21 protein-coding genes are annotated in these 20,153 nt (G+C 53.7%); 12 read left to right on the top strand and 9 right to left on the bottom strand.

Going from position 1 to position 20,153, the window contains the following annotated elements:
- The first annotated feature begins 420 nt into the window (after positions 1-420).
- A complete protein-coding gene (locus GSQ82_RS09850; RefSeq protein WP_158792077.1) occupies positions 421-1,632 on the top strand; it encodes a phosphotransferase in 1,212 nt (403 codons plus the stop codon).
- Between the two features lie 429 nt (positions 1,633-2,061).
- Here GSQ82_RS09850 and GSQ82_RS09845 read toward each other — a convergent pair whose 3' ends face one another.
- The 3 genes from GSQ82_RS09845 to GSQ82_RS09835 all read right to left on the bottom strand — a co-directional run bounded on the left by GSQ82_RS09845 (position 2,062) and on the right by GSQ82_RS09835 (position 3,462).
- Entirely contained in the window at positions 2,062-2,337 is a 276-nt protein-coding gene (locus GSQ82_RS09845) for a hypothetical protein (RefSeq protein WP_158792076.1), read from the bottom strand.
- 34 nt (positions 2,338-2,371) lie between these two features.
- A complete protein-coding gene (locus GSQ82_RS09840) occupies positions 2,372-2,872 on the bottom strand; it encodes a hypothetical protein (RefSeq protein ID WP_158792075.1) in 501 nt (166 codons plus the stop codon).
- A gap of 293 nt (positions 2,873-3,165) precedes the next feature.
- Positions 3,166-3,462: a hypothetical protein gene (locus GSQ82_RS09835; protein ID WP_158792074.1), complete on the bottom strand. Its 297-nt coding sequence runs from the start codon at positions 3,460-3,462 to the stop codon at positions 3,166-3,168.
- A 48-nt stretch (positions 3,463-3,510) separates the two neighbouring features.
- Here GSQ82_RS09835 and GSQ82_RS09830 point away from each other — a divergent pair, with 48 nt between their 5' ends.
- From GSQ82_RS09830 to GSQ82_RS09820, 3 genes are all read left to right on the top strand, one after another.
- Positions 3,511-3,918 (top strand): hypothetical protein, encoded by a 408-nt coding sequence (locus GSQ82_RS09830; protein WP_158792073.1) that lies wholly within the window; start codon positions 3,511-3,513, stop codon positions 3,916-3,918.
- Between the two features lie 440 nt (positions 3,919-4,358).
- Positions 4,359-5,249 carry a universal stress protein gene (locus GSQ82_RS09825; RefSeq protein WP_158792072.1) on the top strand — a complete coding sequence of 297 codons (891 nt, stop codon included), beginning with the start codon at positions 4,359-4,361 and terminating at the stop codon, positions 5,247-5,249.
- A 134-nt stretch (positions 5,250-5,383) separates the two neighbouring features.
- Positions 5,384-6,085: a lipid-binding SYLF domain-containing protein gene (locus tag GSQ82_RS09820; protein WP_158792071.1), complete on the top strand. Its 702-nt coding sequence runs from the start codon at positions 5,384-5,386 to the stop codon at positions 6,083-6,085.
- A gap of 488 nt (positions 6,086-6,573) precedes the next feature.
- Here the strand turns inward: GSQ82_RS09820 and GSQ82_RS09815 are convergent, their stop codons facing one another.
- The 3 genes from GSQ82_RS09815 to GSQ82_RS09805 form a co-directional block, all read right to left on the bottom strand.
- Positions 6,574-8,013: an NAD(P)/FAD-dependent oxidoreductase gene (locus GSQ82_RS09815; RefSeq protein ID WP_158792070.1), complete on the bottom strand. Its 1,440-nt coding sequence runs from the start codon at positions 8,011-8,013 to the stop codon at positions 6,574-6,576.
- Positions 8,014-8,148: 135 nt separating this feature from the next.
- The gene (locus GSQ82_RS09810) at positions 8,149-8,970 is read right to left on the bottom strand and encodes an alpha/beta fold hydrolase (RefSeq protein WP_216847064.1); all 822 of its coding nucleotides are present in this window, start codon (positions 8,968-8,970) and stop codon (positions 8,149-8,151) included.
- Positions 8,971-9,460: 490 nt separating this feature from the next.
- Positions 9,461-9,976, bottom strand: a complete 516-nt coding sequence (locus GSQ82_RS09805) for a Dps family protein (protein WP_158792068.1) — start codon at positions 9,974-9,976, stop codon at positions 9,461-9,463.
- A 658-nt stretch (positions 9,977-10,634) separates the two neighbouring features.
- On the opposite strand from GSQ82_RS09805, the gene GSQ82_RS09800 reads away from it, so the two are divergent.
- The 6 genes from GSQ82_RS09800 (at position 10,635) to GSQ82_RS09780 (ending at position 15,239) form a co-directional block, all read left to right on the top strand.
- On the top strand, positions 10,635-12,164 hold the full coding sequence (locus tag GSQ82_RS09800) for an FAD-dependent oxidoreductase (RefSeq protein WP_158792067.1): 1,530 nt from the start codon (positions 10,635-10,637) through the stop codon (positions 12,162-12,164).
- Between the two features lie 69 nt (positions 12,165-12,233).
- Positions 12,234-12,677 carry a peptide-methionine (R)-S-oxide reductase MsrB gene (msrB, locus tag GSQ82_RS09795; protein ID WP_158792066.1) on the top strand — a complete coding sequence of 148 codons (444 nt, stop codon included), beginning with the start codon at positions 12,234-12,236 and terminating at the stop codon, positions 12,675-12,677.
- Between the two features lie 55 nt (positions 12,678-12,732).
- Positions 12,733-13,725: a permease gene (locus GSQ82_RS09790; RefSeq protein ID WP_254061547.1), complete on the top strand. Its 993-nt coding sequence runs from the start codon at positions 12,733-12,735 to the stop codon at positions 13,723-13,725.
- 2 nt (positions 13,726-13,727) lie between these two features.
- Positions 13,728-13,898 carry a hypothetical protein gene (locus GSQ82_RS25080; protein WP_254061546.1) on the top strand — a complete coding sequence of 57 codons (171 nt, stop codon included), beginning with the start codon at positions 13,728-13,730 and terminating at the stop codon, positions 13,896-13,898.
- Between the two features lie 104 nt (positions 13,899-14,002).
- Positions 14,003-14,602: a protoglobin domain-containing protein gene (locus GSQ82_RS09785; RefSeq protein WP_158792065.1), complete on the top strand. Its 600-nt coding sequence runs from the start codon at positions 14,003-14,005 to the stop codon at positions 14,600-14,602.
- Positions 14,595-15,239, top strand: a complete 645-nt coding sequence (locus tag GSQ82_RS09780; protein ID WP_254061545.1) for a DNA-3-methyladenine glycosylase — start codon at positions 14,595-14,597, stop codon at positions 15,237-15,239. The genes GSQ82_RS09785 and GSQ82_RS09780 overlap by 8 nt, the downstream gene beginning before the upstream one ends.
- 54 nt (positions 15,240-15,293) lie before the next feature.
- Here GSQ82_RS09780 and GSQ82_RS09775 read toward each other — a convergent pair whose 3' ends face one another.
- Entirely contained in the window at positions 15,294-15,659 is a 366-nt protein-coding gene (locus tag GSQ82_RS09775; protein ID WP_158792064.1) for a hypothetical protein, read from the bottom strand.
- 448 nt (positions 15,660-16,107) lie between these two features.
- On the opposite strand from GSQ82_RS09775, the gene GSQ82_RS09770 reads away from it, so the two are divergent.
- A complete protein-coding gene (locus GSQ82_RS09770; protein ID WP_158792063.1) occupies positions 16,108-17,091 on the top strand; it encodes an AraC family transcriptional regulator N-terminal domain-containing protein in 984 nt (327 codons plus the stop codon).
- Here GSQ82_RS09770 and GSQ82_RS09765 read toward each other — a convergent pair.
- Both GSQ82_RS09765 and GSQ82_RS09760 read right to left on the bottom strand, forming a co-directional pair.
- A complete protein-coding gene (locus GSQ82_RS09765) occupies positions 17,002-18,159 on the bottom strand; it encodes an AraC family transcriptional regulator (RefSeq protein WP_158792062.1) in 1,158 nt (385 codons plus the stop codon). The genes GSQ82_RS09770 and GSQ82_RS09765 overlap by 90 nt on opposite strands.
- 498 nt (positions 18,160-18,657) lie before the next feature.
- A complete protein-coding gene (locus GSQ82_RS09760) occupies positions 18,658-19,431 on the bottom strand; it encodes an MBL fold metallo-hydrolase (protein WP_158792061.1) in 774 nt (257 codons plus the stop codon).
- Positions 19,432-19,579: 148 nt separating this feature from the next.
- Between GSQ82_RS09760 and GSQ82_RS09755 the strand changes: the two genes are divergently transcribed.
- Positions 19,580-20,068, top strand: coding sequence for a universal stress protein (locus tag GSQ82_RS09755; RefSeq protein WP_158792060.1), 489 nt, complete (start codon positions 19,580-19,582; stop codon positions 20,066-20,068).
- Positions 20,069-20,153: the final 85 nt, after the last annotated feature.

Here is a 20,153-nt window from a genome sequence, read left to right as displayed (position 1 = left end):
TGCCATTTTGTCGCCTTCTACGAATCCAGCCAACCCATCCCACGTGGGGTCTCTGTCTAAGGGTGTCGAGCGCGGATCGGCACGGATGGCCATCAACGCGACATATACGTTAGTTGGCTCTTTCTAGTAATTGATACTGCAAAAAGTCGCCTTCTACGAATTGTGTTGTGGATGTTTCGATGACACACTTTCGGTGAGTTCGTAGCACTGACCAATTGGATCCTGCGGTTCGTAACCATCCTAATGTTCGCTTTGAGCCGTCCGACAATGCCACTACGGGACCCCCAATCCGACGCATATCGCCTGATCGTCGTATGCCGCGACACTGGCCGAATTCTCTTGGAAGGGCCGGCAGAAGCTTTACGCTTGCCGGAAATAAGCGTGCCCCGCTGGACAAGACCTGCCTACCAGATCCGAAGCATGTTACGAAAACGGATCGGCCTGGAAGTGGTTGTTCTCGACTTCCTCGGAGAACGTCCCGGTGACAACAGTATCGTCTTGCTGGAGTCTCTGCGACAGACAGGTCTGTTGCCAGCGCCTTACGTCTGGGCCGCGTTCGGCAGTGTTCCCATCTCAGATCTGAATCAGATAGAACAGGCCGCGGTGACCGGTCTCATTCGTTTGGGTGAGACTGGACGTGGACCGTTCTCGCGTCTGGGCTGGATAGACGATGTCATCGCGTGGGTCGACGCGGCGACCGAGCGTCGCGGCTCCCATCGTCATTGGACAGTTGAGCAGTTCAATGCCTCCGCTACATCCTCCTTGGCACGGTTTGTGGATGACGAAGGCTGCGCGTTTTGGTTCAAGGCGGTTAGCCCGGCTGACCAGAATGAAGCACATGTTACGAAGATTCTGGCTTCTCTTTTCTCTCCATATCTTCCCGAACTGATCGCATTTCACTCAGAATGGAATGCATGGCTCATGTCAGATGGTGGAGCCGCACTATCGACCGTTGTCCTGAACCCGGCCTGTCTGGCGAATGTTGTTGAACGGCTGGCGCAGCTGCAGAAAGCAAGTATTGAGCACGTCGGCACTTTACTCGCGAATGGCTTTGACGATCATCGTATGGCAAACCTGCGTGTGCAGCTGCCTGAATTGACTCCCTATCTGGAAGAGGCGGGACGCAGCCAGCATGCCCAGACCGGATTCAGGATAAAAATTTCACGGATTCGTCAGATCAGCCGACTGACTGCGCATGTAATTGCAAGGATAGAAGAGCTGGATATTCCTGCTACTCTGTTGCATTGCGATTTCAGCCTTGAGAACATCCTCCTGTCCGGGAAGGACTGTTTGTTTGCAGATTGGGCTCAGGCCGGTGTCGGCAACCCCCTCGTGACATTCGAACAACTTCGATTGCAGCTCAATCAGACGGAAGCGACGAAAACGTTGTTGCCACGACTCACTGAGATCTATCGCAGCAACTGGGCGGACACGATTCCAAGAGATCAGATGAATCAAGCTTTTAGGCTGCTGCCCCTTATTGCCATCGCTTCGAACCTTTGCTGCCGCCGCGAATGGCTGACGGCAAGCGGCACTGACCGGACTTTGTCTCGAAGCTATGCACGGATTCTCGCACGACAGCTCGACCATGCAGCACAGATGATCGAAGACAATATCTCGATCTGTGCCTGAGTATCCGTTAGCCCTTTAAGCCACAAGCCAGGAGCAGAGCCTCCGCCCGCCCACTCTCTAATTCAAGGAGACTGCATAGAAGTAGGTAGGCTCGCCGTCATGGGCTGTGCCCAGGTAGGAGCGACCGGAAGTTAGCTCATGCAAATCGAGACGGACCTCGAGAATAGTGTCAGCTCCTGTCGCCACTGCTTTGGCCAGTTCGTGCCGAATCGGAAAAATACTCTTTTCCTTGTGGAGGTGATAGATCGCCGCTGGAGCGGCGGAGTCACTGCCACGGGGAACTCCATCTCCGCCGAGGTCGATCGAAATCTTTGCAACCTCCGGGGTTGAACAGCTCGTCCTCGAATCGCGGTCCTCTGGCGCCAGAGAATAGCGCCGGCCATCAGAAGGATGCACGCCGGCAAGCCTGGCTTGCGAACGCCAGCCGAACTATGGCTCGGTTATGACATTGGGTGTGCTCGTGTCGCGTAACCGGCGCAGTTCGCGTAAATCCATCACACACTCCCGACAGCGTGTGATGTGCGTATCATTCAGATCCTCAAGTCCTACCTGTGCCGGGGAATCAACGAACCGTTTGAGCGTTTCGCGGCTCGGGCAACCGGTACGCTCGGGATTGGGATAGTGCTCGATGACGTATGCTTCCCACCGCTCGAATGCGAGTGTGTCGTTCTCGTCGTCCTCCATGAATTTGGGAAAATTACTCACGGATTCCTTTCTTGTGAAGTCGCGGTCCCCGAAGTTAAACCTTCGGACCAGGACCCTGAACCCCGAACCTCTTACGAATGCGTTCTACCTCACGTCGGCAACCCATGCGGATCGCATCCATCGACTTACCCGTTGCGGATGCCACATCCTTCCATGAACTACGTGCTCCCAGGCGCATGAGCATTGCGTGGCGTAGGTCTGGAGGTGTTTCGTCGAGTATTTTACCGAGATCAATGTCAGCTTCAACGGCGCTTTCGAATGATCGGGCCGATGGAAGTAGGAACTCGATCTCTCGCGTCGATCCTCTGAAAAGGAGTCTCTGCGTAGCCCGCTTTTTTCTCCTGACCGCGTTGCGATAATAGCGCGACAGAATTTCCTGCGTCTGTTCAACGCCTATTGGCGAAGAGCAAGCGAGATATTCAGCGGTCTGTTGTATTGCGACTTCCATCAGCTCCGGGGCAAGCGCTTCGTCACCAAGCTGTGTGTTGGCGATCTCCTGCGCTTCCGGCCATGCGCCTCGAATAGCTGCTCGCACGACAGGAGCAATCCATCGGCTGTGCGGGGAAAAGCCAATGACCCAAATCAGATCTGAAGGGGACGTTGAGAGCATGTCTTAGCCCAAAGCCTTTGACGCTGGTATTCCCAAAGCATGCAGACGCTGATTGGATGCAGGCCCATATGCCGAGGTCTCACATATTCACACAAATGCCAAATTTTCCAGATTGACATGTTCGGTTTTTCTATTTTCGACGGCTCTATATGTGAAGGGGAATATCGGCTCGTGCTTGTTTCCGCTGAACTGAAATGGCGAATCAATCAAACGCGCTGTCAGTAGATGGGGAGTGGGGGCCGGATGCATACGCAATGGCTGCCCAAGCCCGGGTGTTGTCTGGCAATAAGCTCGAAGAACTGGTCGTCCGCCTTCAGCGCCGTACCGGCAAAACAAAAGATCAGTGCTGGCGCTTCATCATCCAGCATGGCCTTAAGAGGAGCACTGATCATCGCCGATGGAAGGAGGAAGAGATAGAGGAGGCGCGTGAGGAACTGGTCAGAAAGCCGATCGAGCAGGTAGCCGAAAAGCTCCGCCGCACCCCCGAGGCTATACGAAGTATGTTGAAGCGACATGATCTCAGCCTTCGTGAGATTCGATGTGACCGCTTCTCTCTCGAGAGTTTGTCGGCTGCGTTGCGCATCCGTAAGTCGGAAATTCGTTACTGGATCGATCAAGGCTGGCTGCAGGTGTCTGTGGAAGATCGCGGGAGAAGGCATTTCTACGTGATTACTCCGGAAGCACTGAGCCAGCTCTACAAACATCATTTGCCGAAGCTTCTCGCGCGTGGAGCGGCGAACCTTTCATTGTTTGAGGCCTACTTGCAGTATTGCTATTCGCCCAAACACACGATGGGCAGCCAGCTTCTCGATGTGAGGAGAGACAAGAAGGAACGCGCTTCTTTTGAGGCGCGTCACGAGAATCATGGTCAGGAGGAAGAAGAGGATGAGGACGGAGAAGATGATCGCTATTACCTCAAGGCTGGCAGCGAGTTGTCGTTACCTGATAAAGGAGTCGACTCCCTCGAGTGAGTGCTGTCCATCGTGCGGAGCCATCGTTGAAACGAAGAGGCCATCACGCTTAGAGATTGTGGTGAATTCGCTGTGTGCGCTGATCCTGATAGCCATAATCGTATCGACCCTATCTATAGGTGGGCAGTGGATCGATCAACACCTGACTCATCTGCTCCGTGACCAGGTCTTGTATAAGCCGCTGGACGGCTGGAACAGTATATGAGGAGGCGAGAGTCAATTCCCTGCCCTCAACCCCTCCGAGTTATGCAGAAACAGGCAAGAAATTTGCAGAATTGATGCTCCGATTCGTGGAATGCATCGGTGGTTCGTGCGGGCTCCGTTAATCCTTCGGTCACCGTCCAATGAAGAGTGTCTATTCGAGCGATTCTCTACTATCTTAGGATTGGTCATTTCATTTAGTTACAAGCTGTGTCCGCGAGGGATCGCGGAGAGGAATCATGCTCAAAATTGAACTTGTCGTCTGCCCTATAGATTTTTCGGATATCTCAATCCGAGCTTACCGCCATGCACTTTCTTTGGCAGAACATTATCAAGCAAAGTTGGTTGTGCTCCATATCGTAGAAGAATGGCGACATCCATCGGCTTCTTGGGCCGCCTCTGCTGCCGATCTGAATGCCTTTTACGAGGAGCTCAGCGCCAATGGCCGGCAGCGGCTGGGGGAGTTCGTGAAGAGTCACACCCACGATGAGAGCCAGCCGGAGCTGGTCGTTGAAAGAGGAACGGCTCCGGATCAAATTCTATCGTTTGCCAGAGCGCGAAAAGCCGATGTGATTGTTATGGGTACCCATGGCCAACGGGGCTTTGATCGCCTTGTGCTCGGCTCCACAACAGATCGGGTCATGCGAACTGCTCGATGCCCCGTGATGGTGGTGCCTCCCCAGGACTCCATGGCAGCGGGCGATGAATCGCATTCAGTGCGTCGGCTGAGTCGCATTCTCTTCTGCGCTGATTTCTCCGACAACTCAGCAGCAGCTTTGGACTATGCCGTCTCGGCTGCCGATGAATATGATGCCGAACTCACACTGTTGCACGTGGTCGAGCATGGCCTGCTGTTGCACGGCAACCTCGAGGACGCGACGGCGAGGGCAGCGGAGCAGCTCAACCGTCTCATTCCAGCGGAGCCAACGCACACGACGCGCAAGATAAAAACTATCGTACGTGTCGGAAAACCGTACCAGGAACTCATCCAGTACGCGTTGGAAGAGAGACCCGACATGGTATCTATGGGGATACGTGGTCGTGGGACCTTGGATGTCGCGGTGTTCGGCTCAACAACCTATCGAGTGATGCAATTGGGATCGTGTCCTGTCTTGGTTGTAAATGCTTGATCCTCGGCCATCAACCACTGCCCCGAAGCTCGCTTAGAAGAAATGTGATTTGCAAAGCTTCGCCCAACGTGGCCACTGTGGTCCGATTCAACATCAAAGTATTTGAACCAACCCAAAAGGACGGACACCCACTGATGAATAAATATTTGATCGCCGGCGCTCTCTGCTTGACCATGTCTATGGCTGCCTCCGCACAGGAAGACAGTATGGGAAAACTCAATCACCGCATTAACTCGGCACATGAAGTCCTTCATGCGTTGATGGATACGCCGGATAAGGGAATTCCACTTGATATTGCCGCTAAAGCGCAATGCGTCGCCGTTATCCCAAGTTTTAAGAAAGGGGCCTTCATCGTGGGTGCCGAATATGGACAAGGGGTTGCCACCTGCCGGACGGCTCATGGCTGGAGTGCTCCGGTTTTCATCCAGATGGAAGGTGCGAGTTTCGGCTTTCAAATCGGTGGCCAGTCCACGGATCTGGTTCTCGTGGGAGTCTCTCATCACAGTCTTGACGCTCTGCTAAAAGACAAAGTCAAGCTGGGCGGCGACGCCGCTGTAGCTGCCGGGCCAGTGGGTCGCAACTCCCAGGCCGCGACTACCGAACTTGCCAATGCTGAGTTTCTCACCTACTCGCGCAGCAAGGGGCTCTTTGCGGGGATCGATCTGAATGGCGACGTCGTCCATCAAAACACCGCGGATACCAACTCTTTCTACGGCAAGGATATCCCGTATAGAGTGATTTTGAGCGGCAGGGTCTCCACACCGCCGAGCGCCGCTCATTTTGTCAGAACCGTAAACGAACTCTTCAGACGCGGAAGGATTCGCGAATCCCACTAGCCCGTCGTTCGGCTAAGTGGAAGTCGACCGTTCTAGCGCAACACTCGATAGCTTCTCACTATTCGCATTTTGCAGATTCTCCTGAATAGTCTTAGCCTGTATTCAATGGAGTTCTGCTCGCTCAACTCTTCAATATCGGGCTGGTCGGTCACTCGTGCCGTCCATCCCGTTTTGCGACTTGTCTGTTCATGTCGAGTACGGCGGTGAGAATCGCCCCACTTATCGAGTTGCCAATCTCATACGCGTCTTGCGGAGGCGTTCTTCAAGAACTTGCATCTCAGTCCGCAATTTCGCTCGCGCGTTAGCAGAAGGGAATCTGTCTCTTTCAATATCGCCAAGAATCTTATCCTCCTCCGCTTTTAGACGCGCGAGAGCTTCCTCATCTTCTTGAATGGATTGCCGAAGCGCACTTGCAGCCGCTGGATCACTCATCTTGGCACCTCACCGTTGCGGTTTGCAGAGAACCGGCTTGAGAAAGGCCGGTTCACTTATCTGATTGAAGACTGGTTATTGACCTGGGTGGGCTTGCTTGAGAACAGGAACACAAGCCCTTCCAACAGGGTCGGGTGCGTAATGACGGCGTCTCGCACAGCTGTGTATGGAAGTTTCCCCAGCATCGCCATCTGGATGGTGCCCATGATCTCGCCGCCCGATACCCCAAACACCGTGAATCCGATGATCTGATCGTCCTCCCCAATTAGCGCCTTCATAAAACCGCGCATCTCGGAAAGAGTGCGCGCGCGCAGGTCAGCCGCCATCGGTAGTCTGAAGAGACGATAGCTGATGCCTTGTGCTCTGGCTTCCTGTTCATTGAGTCCGACGCGGGCGACCTCTGGGTCGGTAAACAGCGAATAAGGAACCTGTCGCCCAGTGGTAGTGCGGGACTGACCAGCGAGATTGGCGTGAATCACCCTGTGGTCATCGTAGGAGATGTGAGTAAACTGCGGACTGCCCGCGATTTCGCCGACCGCCCAGATGCCTGCGGCGGTAGTTTGTAGTTTCTCGTTCACCTGGATATAACCATGCGGCGTCAACTTAACGCCCGTCACATCGAGGTTGAGCCCCTCAGTGTTCGGGGTCCTCCCGAGCGCCACCAGCAGGTGTGTTGCCACGATCGTCTTGCTCTGACCTTCATGGCGTACGACTAGAGCCACACTGTCACCATTGCGGCCGGAGGCCTCTGTCACGTCGCAGCCCAGAAGGAGTTCAGCGCCCTCTTCCCTGAACAGAGTTTCAACGGCATGAGAGACGTCCTCGTCTTCCCGCGGCAATAGGCGTGCAGATCTCTCGATGACAGTGACTTTGCTCCCGAGTCTGAGAAAGGCCTGCGCCAGTTCGAGACCCACGTATCCACCCGCAAAAACGATCATCTTTTCGGGAATGACCCCGGCGTCGAGAGCCTCGATGTGGGTCCATGGTTGAACGCCTGCCAAACCGGGGGTATCCCCTAGCGAGGCATGTGTTCCCGTTCCGATCACCACGTCTTTACCCAGGAGAGTCCGAGTCCCGCCATCATTTAGGGTTACCTCGATAGTCTTTGGCGCTACAAAGCGTCCGGTGCCCATGATCAGTTCAGCACCGCTGGTCGAATAGTTCTTGTACTGCACATCGACAAGAGCACTGACCATCATCCGTTTCCGGTCACGGACCGCCTCGCCGTCGATGGTGTATTTGTCGATATGCACGCCGAACTCGCTGGCACGCTTGGCAAATGAAGCAACTTTGGCACTGTGAATGATGTTCTTGCTCGGCAGGCAGGCGATGTTTGGACACGATCCACCGACGTACTTCCGCTCGACGACGGCTACCTTTTTGCCTTCTTTGGCGAGGGCCCAGGCAAGATATTTGCCGCCTTCTCCGCTACCAAGGACTACCAGATCGTAGTCCTCAACACCTGCATTCTGTTCCGCGGTGCGCGTCTCACTCATTTGCCACTCTCCAGTTTCCAGATAATCCTGGCCTTCGCTTCCGTCGACCCTTGACTCACCACTTGATCGACATGGAAAAGGCGCGTAGTTACCAAAGCGGCGCGACTACCATGGAAGTCGCGCCGCCTGTATATGCTAACTGCGTACAAACTCAAGCAAGTCGGGATTGAGAACATCCGCATGAACAGTAAGCATACCGTGCGGATACCCAGGGTAGGTTTTGAGTTTCGCGTTTTTGATGAGCTTCGCTGAGAGGACACCTGCGTCCTTATAAGGAACGATCTGGTCATCCTCACCATGCAAGACCAGCGTGGGCACATCAATCGCCTTTAAATCCTCATTGAAGTCGGTCTCCGAGAAGGCCTTGATGCACTCATAGTGAGCGTTCGCACCGCCCATCATGCCCTGACGCCACCAGTTATCCACGACACCGTCGATCACCTTGACATCGGGACGATTGAATCCATAGAACGGGATCGGCAACTCACGATAGAACTGGGTGCGGCTGGCGGCAAGTTCTTTACGGAGACCGTCAAATACCTCGATAGGAAGGCCACCTGGATTGTTCGCGTTCTTCACCATGATCGGGGGCACGGCACTCACAAGTACAGCTTTCGCGACACGGCCCTTGCCATGGCGAGCGACATAACGTGCAACCTCGCCACCACCAGTGGAGTGGCCGATATGAACAGCATCCTTCAGATCAAGTGCATTGGTGAGAACTGCGACATCAGCAGCATAGGTATCCATGTCGTGGCCGGTTGAACTTTGGGACGAACGCCCATGGCCTCGGCGGTCGTGAGCAATGACTCGGTAGCCATGTTGCAGGAAGAACAGCATTTGCGTATCCCAGTCATCGGCAGAAAGGGGCCAGCCGTGATGGAATACGATTGGTTGACCGGTTCCCCAGTCCTTGTAGAAAATCTCAACACCATCTTTGGTCTTTACGAAGGGCATGTCTCTCTCCTTTGAGGTTGTGGAATTTGATTGGAAGGCTGACAGAGCCGAGGCTACCGGGGGAAGACTGATTCCGGCCATTACAGCGGCGCCACCAATTAGAACTTTCCGACGCGATACTTCTTTGATTTCGTTTCTATTTATTTCAGGAACATCCGTTGTTTCAATTGATTCCATAGGTGCGGACACTTCCTCGATCTAGTCTTCCAGAGATTTGAAACTTCGTCGTTGACGCGGGATTAATGAGTCAGCCTGGACCACAGGCAGACGAAGATATCGCCGATGTGCCAGACTTTCCCTTGAAGAGGCTATAGCGGGGGTTGTCCGAAGTCCTGTGTTTTCTCTGGAGATTCTCAGGAGGATGTCCCCCGTCATGCCTTGTAGGGAGCTTCTACACCGTTCTCCACCGATCAAGGACATGATGTCTCGTCCACTTCAGTAGAATTGCGACCACCTTAGAAATTAAGGTGGTCGCTCACCAGGCTGCAGCCTATTTCGAGGACTGCCGACCGGCCTCATAAAGAAACCAGATTCGGCGCTCGGTTTGATCGATCCAGTTCTCGAGCAGACTCGCGGTCGCTACATCGCGATATTCCTCGCAGGTGTTGTGCATCTGGCGCATCTCCGAGAGCAACTGACGGTTGTCCTCTTTGAGCTCCGCGAGCATATCCTGCGGTGCAACATACTCGGCGTCATTATCAGCAATCCGTCGTACTCGAGCGATATGGCCGATCGAGCGGATCGTCGTTCCGCCTACCTTACGCGCGCGTTCAGCGATCTCATCAGTCATCGCAAAGATCTGATCGCCCTGTTCATCGAGCAAAAGGTGGTAATCACGAAAATGGCGGCCGCTCATGTGCCAATGGAAATTCTTGGTTTTCAGGTACAACACAAAGACATCGGCAAGAAGCGCCTCAAGGGCAGTCCCGATGTCACGAGTAGCATCGGTAGAAAGGTCAGTTGTCCCAGCGGCCTTATGCTGCAGAGTGGAAGTGTGAGTGGTCATAGTCGAGTAACTCTCCATTGGTGTCGTCGCAGCTAATCCCCGCTACGACGAAGTTTGCGTCTCTGACTTCGCGGATGTACTGCGCGAAGCCAACTAAATTTTGCTCCTACGCGCCCGCCGGGAGTGCGGGCGCGAGGAGGCGCCAGTGCAGTTTGCCCATGAAGTTTGGTACTGCCGCCGGTAACCAACATGGGCTCGCTCCTGAGGACCGTATCGACACCAAAACGGCTCGGCAATATGACACCAACTCCAGAATCTCTGCCGTATTCCGTTTCAATTCGACTCAGTCGAAAACAAGTCTATTGAGAGGCGGGATGCCCTGCCACGGACGCAATAACATTTGCAGGAAAGAACACAAGATTTGCAGAAATCCACCAGGCAACCGGCCAGATTAGCAGTACGTTATCAAAGCAGGAATTGAGCGCTTTATCTACCGAACACTTCCCGCGCCGTTTCTAATCGGAAGATTCCAAGGCTAAGTGAGGGAGTAAAACGGGGACCTGCATTTTTTGCAGAAATGCACAAGCTTTTTGGAGTATGTTGCCTAGACTGGTCCGTGTGTCGTAGGGTTTCCTAACTTATAGGCCCTCGACGGTTCAGGCTGACGTTCCCGGTCGACCTGCGTAGCTCGTGACGCGTGTAACACTGGCAGACAACTATGACTGAACAATCTGATCGTGATTTTGGAAACGGTGTCCCACTTGTAGACCTCCCCGAGGGAGAGATCGTTGCAGGCAAGGTCAAAGATCAGGACGTCGTCGTGGTGCGTCGCGGCAAAGAGATCCTTGCGGTCGACGCCCTTTGTTCTCACTATCACGGTCCCTTGAAGGATGGGATCGTTGTCGGCAATACGATCCGGTGTCCGTTACACCATGCCTGCTTCAGCCTTAAGACAGGTGAAGCGCTGGCCGCTCCGGCGCTGGACCCGCTTCAATGCTGGCGGACGGAACAAGTCGGAGATCTCGTCTTCGTGCGCGAGATCCTAAAAGCTGAGTTGGCGTCGCAGGCATCGTCGCAAACTCCCGAGTCAGTCGTGATTGTTGGCGGCGGAGCAGCCGGACTATGCGCGGCAGAGATGTTGCGTCGGGAGCGCTACAGAGGTCGGATCACCATACTGAGCGCCGATGGGGACGCCCCCTATGATCGCCCGAACATTTCCAAGGATTTCCTCGCCGGCAATGCTCCGCCTGAGTGGATGCCCCTGCGAGTCCCTGACTACTACGATACCCATAACATCGACCTTCTCTTGAACACGCGCGTCTCCTCGATCGACAGAGTCCAGAAGCAAGTGGCGCTTGAGAGCGGGAAGACCTATAAGTACGGCGCCCTGTTGCTGGCGACTGGGGCACAACCCGTTCCTTTAGAAGTGGAAGGGTTAGATGCCGCAAGCATTTACTATCTGCGTTCCTTCGATGATGCGCGACATCTCGCCGTGGCGGTCGGGTCCGCCAAACGCGTCGTTATCGTCGGCGCAGGTTTCATTGGGCTGGAGACCGCCGCGTCTCTTCGTGCCCGTGGAATTGAAGTGCATGTGGTGGCGCCGGGTTCAACACCCCTAGGCAAAGTGCTTGGCGATGAGGTGGGTCGGTTTGTTCGAGAGCTTCACGAATCTCATGGAGTTGTGTTTCATCTCGGGCGGCGGTTGGCAAGTGTGACCGACCATGCGGTTACGCTCGATGATGGCTCGCAGATTCATGGAGTTTACCTGATCGTTGCCGGCATCGGGGTGCACCCAAGACTGGAGCTAGCCGAGCAGGCTGGCCTCACAATAGATCGGGGAGTTGTGGTTAATCGCTATCTCATGACCAGCGACCCGAACATCTACGCGGCCGGTGATATTGCACGCTGGCCGGATCCACACTCGGGAAAATCGATTCGTGTAGAGCACTTCGTGATCGCACAGCGACAGGGTCAAACCGTTGCAAGAAATATCCTGGGCAAACAAGAACCATTCGAAGCAGTTCCCTTCTTCTGGAGTCAGCACTACGACGTTGCTATCAACTATGTCGGTTATCCTGAGTTCTTTGACCAAAGCAGGATCACAGGATCTATAGAGGAAAGAGATTGCCAGATCGATTACATGCTTGCGGGCGAGACTGTGGCGGTAGCAACCATTGGCAGAGACAAAGTTAGCCTGGAAGCTGAACTTCAGTTTGAAAGTGTAAGAGCTGATGACCAAGTTCAATAAGGCTCATGAACTTTGGTTTCCGCTCCATAACGGTATCAGCTTGATTGGAATTCAGGAGAAATAGTCCCTATGGTGGAATACAGAAAAGACACGGACGCGATTGCCCGTCTCACACCGGAGCAGTATGCCGTAACCCAACAAAATGCTACCGAAGCTCCTTTTGCGAATGAATTTGATGAGCACCATGAACTGGGGCTTTACGTCGACGTCGTCTCAGGTGAACCGTTGTTTTCTTCCCTCGACAAGTTTGACAGTGGCTGTGGCTGGCCTAGCTTCACTAAACCAGTCGAACCGGACCATATTGAACACAATGTCGACCACAGTCATGGCATGGCGCGGACTGAGGTCAGGTCATCAAACGGTGACAGTCATCTGGGCCACGTATTTGATGACGGTCCCGCCGAGCACGGTGGACTTCGCTATTGCATTAACTCCGCCTCTTTGCGGTTTATCCCAGTCGACGAACTGGAGAGCGAAGGTTACGGGGAGTACCTCAAGCTCTTCAAATCTTGAAGGGCAGCGGGAGTTCCGGGTGTTAAGTTCGTAAATGTTTGAGGAGACGTTTCAGATGCTGGTTGCAATCGCGCACGCCCTTTCGATGGCTTTCACGATGGCCTGGGAGATTCTATGGGCTCTGATTTTGGGCTTCTGGTTTTCAGCCGTCATCCAGGCAGTGGTTTCGGAAGAGGAGATGAGCCGGCTGTTACCGGACGATTCCCCTAAGACGATCATTCTGGCTTGCGGACTCGGAGCGGCCTCATCATCGTGTTCTTATGCCGCCGTGGCGCTGGCAAGGTCTATGTTTCGCAAGGGCGCGAACTTCACCGCGGCCATGGCGTTTCAGTTCGCGTCTACGAACTTGGTTCTTGAACTTGGCATATTGCTTGGCGTCCTCATGGGCTGGCAGTTCACGCTGGCCGAGTTCGTGGGCGGCCCATTGATGATTGCAATCATGGTTTTGCTCTTCAAGGTGTTCCTGACACCCAGGATCGTCGAAGCGGCTCGGAACCAGGCCGAAAAAGGACTTCAGGGCCGAATGGAAGGACACGCTTCGATGGATATGTCGATCCATGAAGGCTCAGTCTGGCAGCGCATGACCTCAGCAAAAGGCCGAACCGCAATCAGCCATTTCTTCGTGATGGACTGGGCTTCACTTTGGATCGACATCGGTGTCGGCTTGTTGATTGCAGGAGCCCTTAGCGCGTGGGTACCGAACTCATTCTGGCAAGCGTTCTTTCTCCAGGATCATCCGCTACTCGCAAAACTCTGGGGGCCTCTCATTGGCCCAATCGTGGCCATCGTTTCATTTGTTTGTTCGGTTGGCAACGTTCCTTTGGCCGCCGTGCTCTGGAACGGTGGAATCAGCTTTGGCGGGGTCGTGTCTTTTCTCTTCGCTGATTTGATTGTCTTTCCGATATTGGATATCTATCGCAAATACTACGGAGCCGGGATCAGTGCGTTCCTGCTGGTTGCTTTTACGTCTCGATGGCCGCCGCTGCTCTGGCCGTGGAAGCCATATTCAGCGTTCTCCATCTCGTTCCTCATGAACGGAAAGCTCTGATTATGCAGGAGTCGATCCACTGGAACTACACGACCGTGCTCAACATCGTGTTTCTCCTCTTTGCAGCAGTGCTCACCATCCGCTTCCTTCGCACCGGAGGCCCTGAGATGTTGCGTATGATGAGCGATTCCCACCATGAGCCCGGGGACCACAAGCATCAACATCACCACTAATTGAGTGGGATGCTCAGGCGCACACTACGACGAGCGCATCGGGCGGGACTGACTCGGATGTCGATTATCAAAGTCATTCAATCATTAAGAACTGAGGTCAATTTATGAGCAACGACATTCCTGGCTACAATTACGGCGACCGAGAAGTTGCTCGTTCCCCTCTTTCTGACGAAGAGCTGGAACAACTCAAGAGTGGCGCTGGCTTCACGGAAGAGGATGTCCACCATCTGCAGATGGCAGGCGAAGTCCTGAGAGATCAAACTGAGGAGATCGTGCGTCGCTGGAGATCCGACATCATCGCGCACATTCCGCACCTGGCAAAGCATTCGCGCGCTCTTGATGGAGGCCTGCTCCCGGATTACCTGGCGAAGTCGAACAAACGTTTTGAACAATGGATTCTGGATACCTGTTTTAGGCCCTACGACCGTACCTGGCTCGACTATCAGCACGAGATAGGACTCAGGCATACCGTTGCCAGGAAAAATCAGGTTGACCGTGTTTCTTCTACTCCAGAAGTCCCTTTTCGCGACGTTCTGTCCTTCATTCCTGTGATCAACGAGACGATGAAGAAGTATCTGGCAAAGAAGGATCATCCGGCAGAAGACGTCGAAAAAATGTACCGCTCGTGGTCAAAATCGACGCTTCTTCAAATGGCGATCTGGACAAAAGCGTACGAATCGAATGAATCCACGAAAAATGTCTGAGACGATGAAGCGGCGCCGCACTCTGCTTCCTCGAACCTTCTACGAAGGAGAACCTGCAGTTGTTGCGAAAGGCCTGGTTGGTAAGCTTCTGGTACGTCGCTATAAGGGCCGTAGTCTGGTCGGCAGAATCCTTGAAACCGAAGCCTATCTTGGAAAACGAGATCCCGCCTCGCATACTTATCGAGGGAAATCCGCCCACAACTCGGTTCTCTTCGGACCGCCTGGATTCACCTACGTGTACTTCATCTATGGCCTTCACTACTGCCTGAATGTGTCCTCCCTTCCGGATGGACAGGCAGGCGGAGTGCTCATTCGAGCCTTCGAACCAATCGATGGTGTCGCGGCGATGGCCAGGATGCGCTGCGTTGCGATTAATGCCGGCGCACATACCATAGCCGGTGGACCGGGAAAAGTATGTCAGGCGCTAAACATCACCCGAGTAAATGGCCATGGGCTTGATGTAACGTCTTCATCTTCGAAGATCCAGATTCAGGACGACGGTTTTGAGCCCAACGAGATTCTCGTGACGAAGAGAATAGGTATCACCAAAGCGGTCGATCTCCCACTGCGTTTTCTGATGAATTTGGACTCCTGGGCCCGGGGACCGGTGGGGGTAGGCAAAGCCCCTCAGCAGTGAGATCGCAACTGGCTGCCATCTCACTGCTGAGAGCTGATCAAAAACGCGACAGAGTTACTTAACCGCGTCAGCAGTCTTCACAGCGGCATCCTTAACACCGACTGCGGTATCTTCGCCGGCCTTGGAGGTATAGCGAACGGTGACATTCGCTCCTTCTTTGGCTCCCAGCCAGGTGTCTGCTCCAGCCTTGTCGACACCTTTCGCAGTCTTGACCGACGTCTTGTCGGTGTACTTAATCGCATGCTCGGTACCGTCAGCCGACTTGACTACGACGACCTTTGCGTCGTGGTCGACGTGCTTCACGATGCCAGTCACAATGTGAGCAACATCCTGTTGGGCTTGCACACCGCAAGCACTGAAAAGTCCAATCAAGCAAACCGAGGTGATCGCAACCTTACCCAGCCACATATTCCGAATCATTGAATCGTTCCTTATCAAGCAATTTGTTGACAGCAGCTTACCTATAGGGGTTCTTAACTTTCAAAGCGAGGCCATGATCAATGAGGATGCCTTATCGGCGAGACCGCGACGATCATAGCAGCCATTTCGCAACCAAACAATCATCTATGCATCTGCTTACGTCGGGATTGATTGACCGAACAAGACTAGACCTTAGAGTAACTGCTGCCCTAAAGAGATACATTGATCAATGCTCTAAATCTATTGCCAATTTCTGCAAAAATCATGCGTTCTGCAGACCTTTCGTTAAATGTTGGGACATCTATTGATATGAATGAGTCTCGCGGGTTGATAGGCCACTCACCCGGTGAAAAATTACTCCTACGTACGCGTCACACGTGCTTTCGACTCGTCGGAGATGAACGTATATTGACACCTGACCTGGGTGGGCCCTCGGGAGATAGAGCTTATGAATGCAGGCATAAATGATTCCGCCACATCGTTCGAAGTTGATCGCCAACGACTACGACTGCTTCTGGAACAGTTGGACACTGAACAGGGACTTACTCCAACCGTTCTGGACGGAGTGAAGATTGCGCGTGCGAACTCCGCACTTCCCAGACACCAGGTGTTGTACGAACCAAGCATCTACATTGTGGCGAGCGGCAGGAAGACGGGCTTCGTTAAGGAGCACCGGTTTGTCTATGACCAGCACAACTATCTGGTGCAAACCGTACCTCTTCCATTTGAGGTGATAACCGAATTGGAGGAGAGCGGCCCGATGTTGGGCATTTCGGTTCATCTCGACATGTCTGTCGTCGCCGAGCTGGTGAGCAAGATGGGATTGTCGCCGCAGTCGACCGAGTCCGACAACCATGCATCCGTCCAGCCATCTTCCATGGATTCTCGGATGTGCCAAGCTGCCATTCGCCTCGTTGCGAGCCTTCATTCAACCAAAGACGCGTTGATTCTTGGGCCGGAGATTATTCGGGAGATCATATATTGTGTTCTCTCCAGTTCTAATCGCGATACCCTCGTCTCTGCACTCAACCAAGGTAGCGCGATAGCGAAGATGCAGACCGTCCTCGATACAATTCACAAACGATACAGCCAACCTATCGATACTGCACGATCGGCCGAAGCACTTGGTGTAAGCATCTCGACCTTCCATCAACTCTTCAAAAAGGTTACGGGCACTTCCCCAGTCCTGTATCTCAGGGCTGTACGGCTACACAAGGCGAGGCTCTTTATTCGTTATGACGGTCTGGGGGCAGCTGCAACGGCCGCGAGGGTCGGTTATTCGACCCCGTCCCAATTCAGCCGCGACTTCAAAAGCTTTTTCGGTTACGCCCCGACACAGGAATCAGTGCTTGGCGACGGCCTTGTGGGGACCGATGGTGACGAAACTGCCTTCATCCCCGAATCTGCTGAAGGGCTGACGAACCTGATCTGACTTTATTGCGGGTATCAATCGAACCAGCTGCTCTTCACAAAGAGGATCATCTTTATTGCTGGCTTCGTCGTTGACCTGCAAATCAGGCTGCTCCGGAATCGCAGGAAGCGGCTTGATCTCGGGCACAAATAAAATGCTATGGGAAGCGGCCGGGGCTCCAAATTCTACCTTCGGCTCTCCACCGGTCTCTTCTTCGGTGGGAGTGTATCCAAAGTATCGCTTGAAATCTCGGCTAAACTGCGACGGGCTTTCATAGCCGACTTTGGCGGCCGCCATCCAGGCGCCTAGACGGTCATATTTGATATGGAGTCGCGCCCGTTGTAGTTTGACCGACTTGATGTATTGAAGTGGAGAGCTGCCGGTTATTTCTTTGAAGGAGTGGTGGAAGGCAGAAACGCTCATACACACCTCGTTCGCAATCTCCGGAATCGTGAGGGGGCGCTGATAGTTCCGGTGAATCCATTCGAGCGCAGCGAAGATCTTTCCTGATTGATTCGTCCGATTGAGCATCGACCGGAGTTCTCCTCCACGTGGTCCGATCAACACACGGTAGATTAGCTCGCGAACGACGCCGGGCCCCAGAATCGCTGCGTCGGCTTCAGACGCAAGACACCCAAGGAGACGAAGAATGGCTTCACTCATCTCAAGATCAAGAGCCGTGGGGAGTATATTATCGGATTGATTCACCTTCGCGCCTTGCATTCCGAGCTTGTGCATCAGCTCCAGCAGTGTCGGCAACCCCACCCGTACTGAGAGCCCCAGTACCGGTTCTCCATCATCGCTGGATTCCGTCATCATCTCAAGAGATGTCAATGCGGCGAATACAAGGTATTGATTGGCATGACAAACAAACTGATCATCGCCTCTGAAGACTTTTTTCCGTCCACTGGCAAGGATGTAGATGCTTGGCTCGTACAGGGCAAGACTTCGAGTCGATCCACTTAAGGCGCGTATCAGCTGCACATCATCTAGTTTCGAGGGCTGAACACCATCCGCAGTCGTCAAACCAAGCAATAAGTCCTTCGCCTTTTCGAGATTAGCCTTGAGTCTTCCCTGGATTTCCGCCATAAGTTTTGCTGTCTCGTTGTGTTCTCTGCCCCGCGAGTCTACCTACGCCAACCTGGCCTCCCCGCTTCGGTGGAACTCCCGTCGAAACCGATAAATACACAAAACAACCCGCGCTGGGTCCAGCCGCAGCAGCTACATGAACCCTTCCCACAACAATTAGGAGACCGCATGTTGACTCGAACGTCCATATGCTCCATTGCAAACTTCTTGCTCATTCCTGCAAACTTCTTTCGTTCAAGATAGCTGCTGTGGGTCGGTGAAACCTGAGAAGGTCCTCTTGTGGCGTGTTCAGTTTTACCGAAACCTCATCGAACTGTACCCGAAATCGGTTCGGGAACTCTGACCAAACTCTGTAGATATTCCAGAGATTTCAGCCCCGGCAAAAAAGCAAGAACCCGGTAGACGCTGGAGTAGAAAAGCGTCCTTCCCGGGTTTCGACAAAAAAACAGATCAAGGCCGTTTTGAGCGCCGAAATGCGTTAAGTTCGATCGTTGGTATCTATAACTCCACGTCGACCGGAATGGCGGGCTGCAACATTACAAATCGATCGATCTTCACAACGCTGAAGGCCTTCTGAAGATCTTCCGGACTTTGCTTGAAATGGCTCCATCCAATGTTGTGAACGGATGCGATTTTGGCATTCTTAAACCGGGTTGCCGCCTCGATGGCATCGTTGGTATTCATCGTGACATTGAACGGCCCGCGCGGTTGCGCGGCCCCTGCGAAGAGGACTGCAAGACCTACGTTGCTGAAGCGTTGCGCCACCTCGTTGATGCCTTCAAACCAGACCGTATCCCCAGTGAGGTAAACGTCAGGATGCCCGTCGATTGAGAGCACGAACCCGGTGACGATACCGGTAACCGGCTCAATTCCCACGGGGCCGTGACGGGTGGGCGTCCCTGTAATCGTGAGCTTTCGTCCATCGAGCAGTGGAATTGTGGTCGTTTCCCAGGGAGCGAGACCAATCGTGCTTCCACCAAGTCGCTTCGCTCCGCCCTTCGTGGTGATCACGCGTTTTGCCTTCGGCAAGAACTCTCGTCCAGCCTGATCCAGATTGTCCATGTGTTCGTCATGGCTGAGCAAGATGGCATCGACCGGCAGCAATGACTCAGGCGCAACCGGAGGGGCATTGAATTTCGTAAGGTTCTCGCCCCCTAAGGGGTATAGCTGTGGCGGGTCGAAGGTTGGGTCAGTGAGGAGGCGCAGACCAGCGTATTCAACTAGAAGTGTCGGGCCATCGATCAGGGTGAGGCGAACCGTCGGTTTTTCCATATGAGTAATATCCACGCCAAGGAAGCTTAAACAGATCCTCGGATCATTCGAATCCTAACTACCGTTCCTCATCTTCGCAATCCGGTCTTACCACTACGAGCTTTCCCATAATAGATAGACGCTATATATGACCGAGAAATCGAGGTGTATGGTCATCGACAAAGAAGGCAGTTATCAATCGGACGTGAAAGAGAGGAACGGCTCGGTGTACGAAAAAATTCTCATTGCATACGACGGTTCAACAGAAGCCGAACGAGCTCTCGATGAAGGTGTCAGACTTGCGCAGGCACTGGGTTCGCATGTCACCCTGGCGACGATTGCGGAACCAATGCCTGGATACTACGGCCTTGCTGTTGTTGTAGCACCTGAAGCTCCCGACCAGTTCCGGCAGGATCAATTGCAGCGGCTCGGTTCACTCCAGGTAAAAGCGAGCGAACTTGCGAAGGCGCACGGAGTGACGATAGAGACCACCTTGATTGAGGCGGATGAGGTGACCGGAATCCTCGAAGCAGCAACCGCGCTAAAGGCTAACCTGATTGTCGTCGGGCTGCGGCGGCATGACCAGCACCTTGAGTGGGTGGGTACGGTTCGCCAAATCGCGAATAGAACACCATGCCCGATCCTCGCTGTCGTCTAGCAGCCAACAGGTTCTTCATTGCCGGCCGCCAAGGCTAGGACTTTTTCCCCAAGGCATTGGACGCAATCCCCTTCTAGCGGAAACC

Origin of the sequence: Granulicella sp. L60 (genome assembly GCF_009765825.1) — a bacterium.
In the GTDB taxonomy this organism is placed as follows: Bacteria; Acidobacteriota; Terriglobia; order Terriglobales; family Acidobacteriaceae; genus Edaphobacter.
Note: the sequence above shows the minus strand (reverse complement) of the source record. Positions and strands in the feature narration are given on the sequence as shown.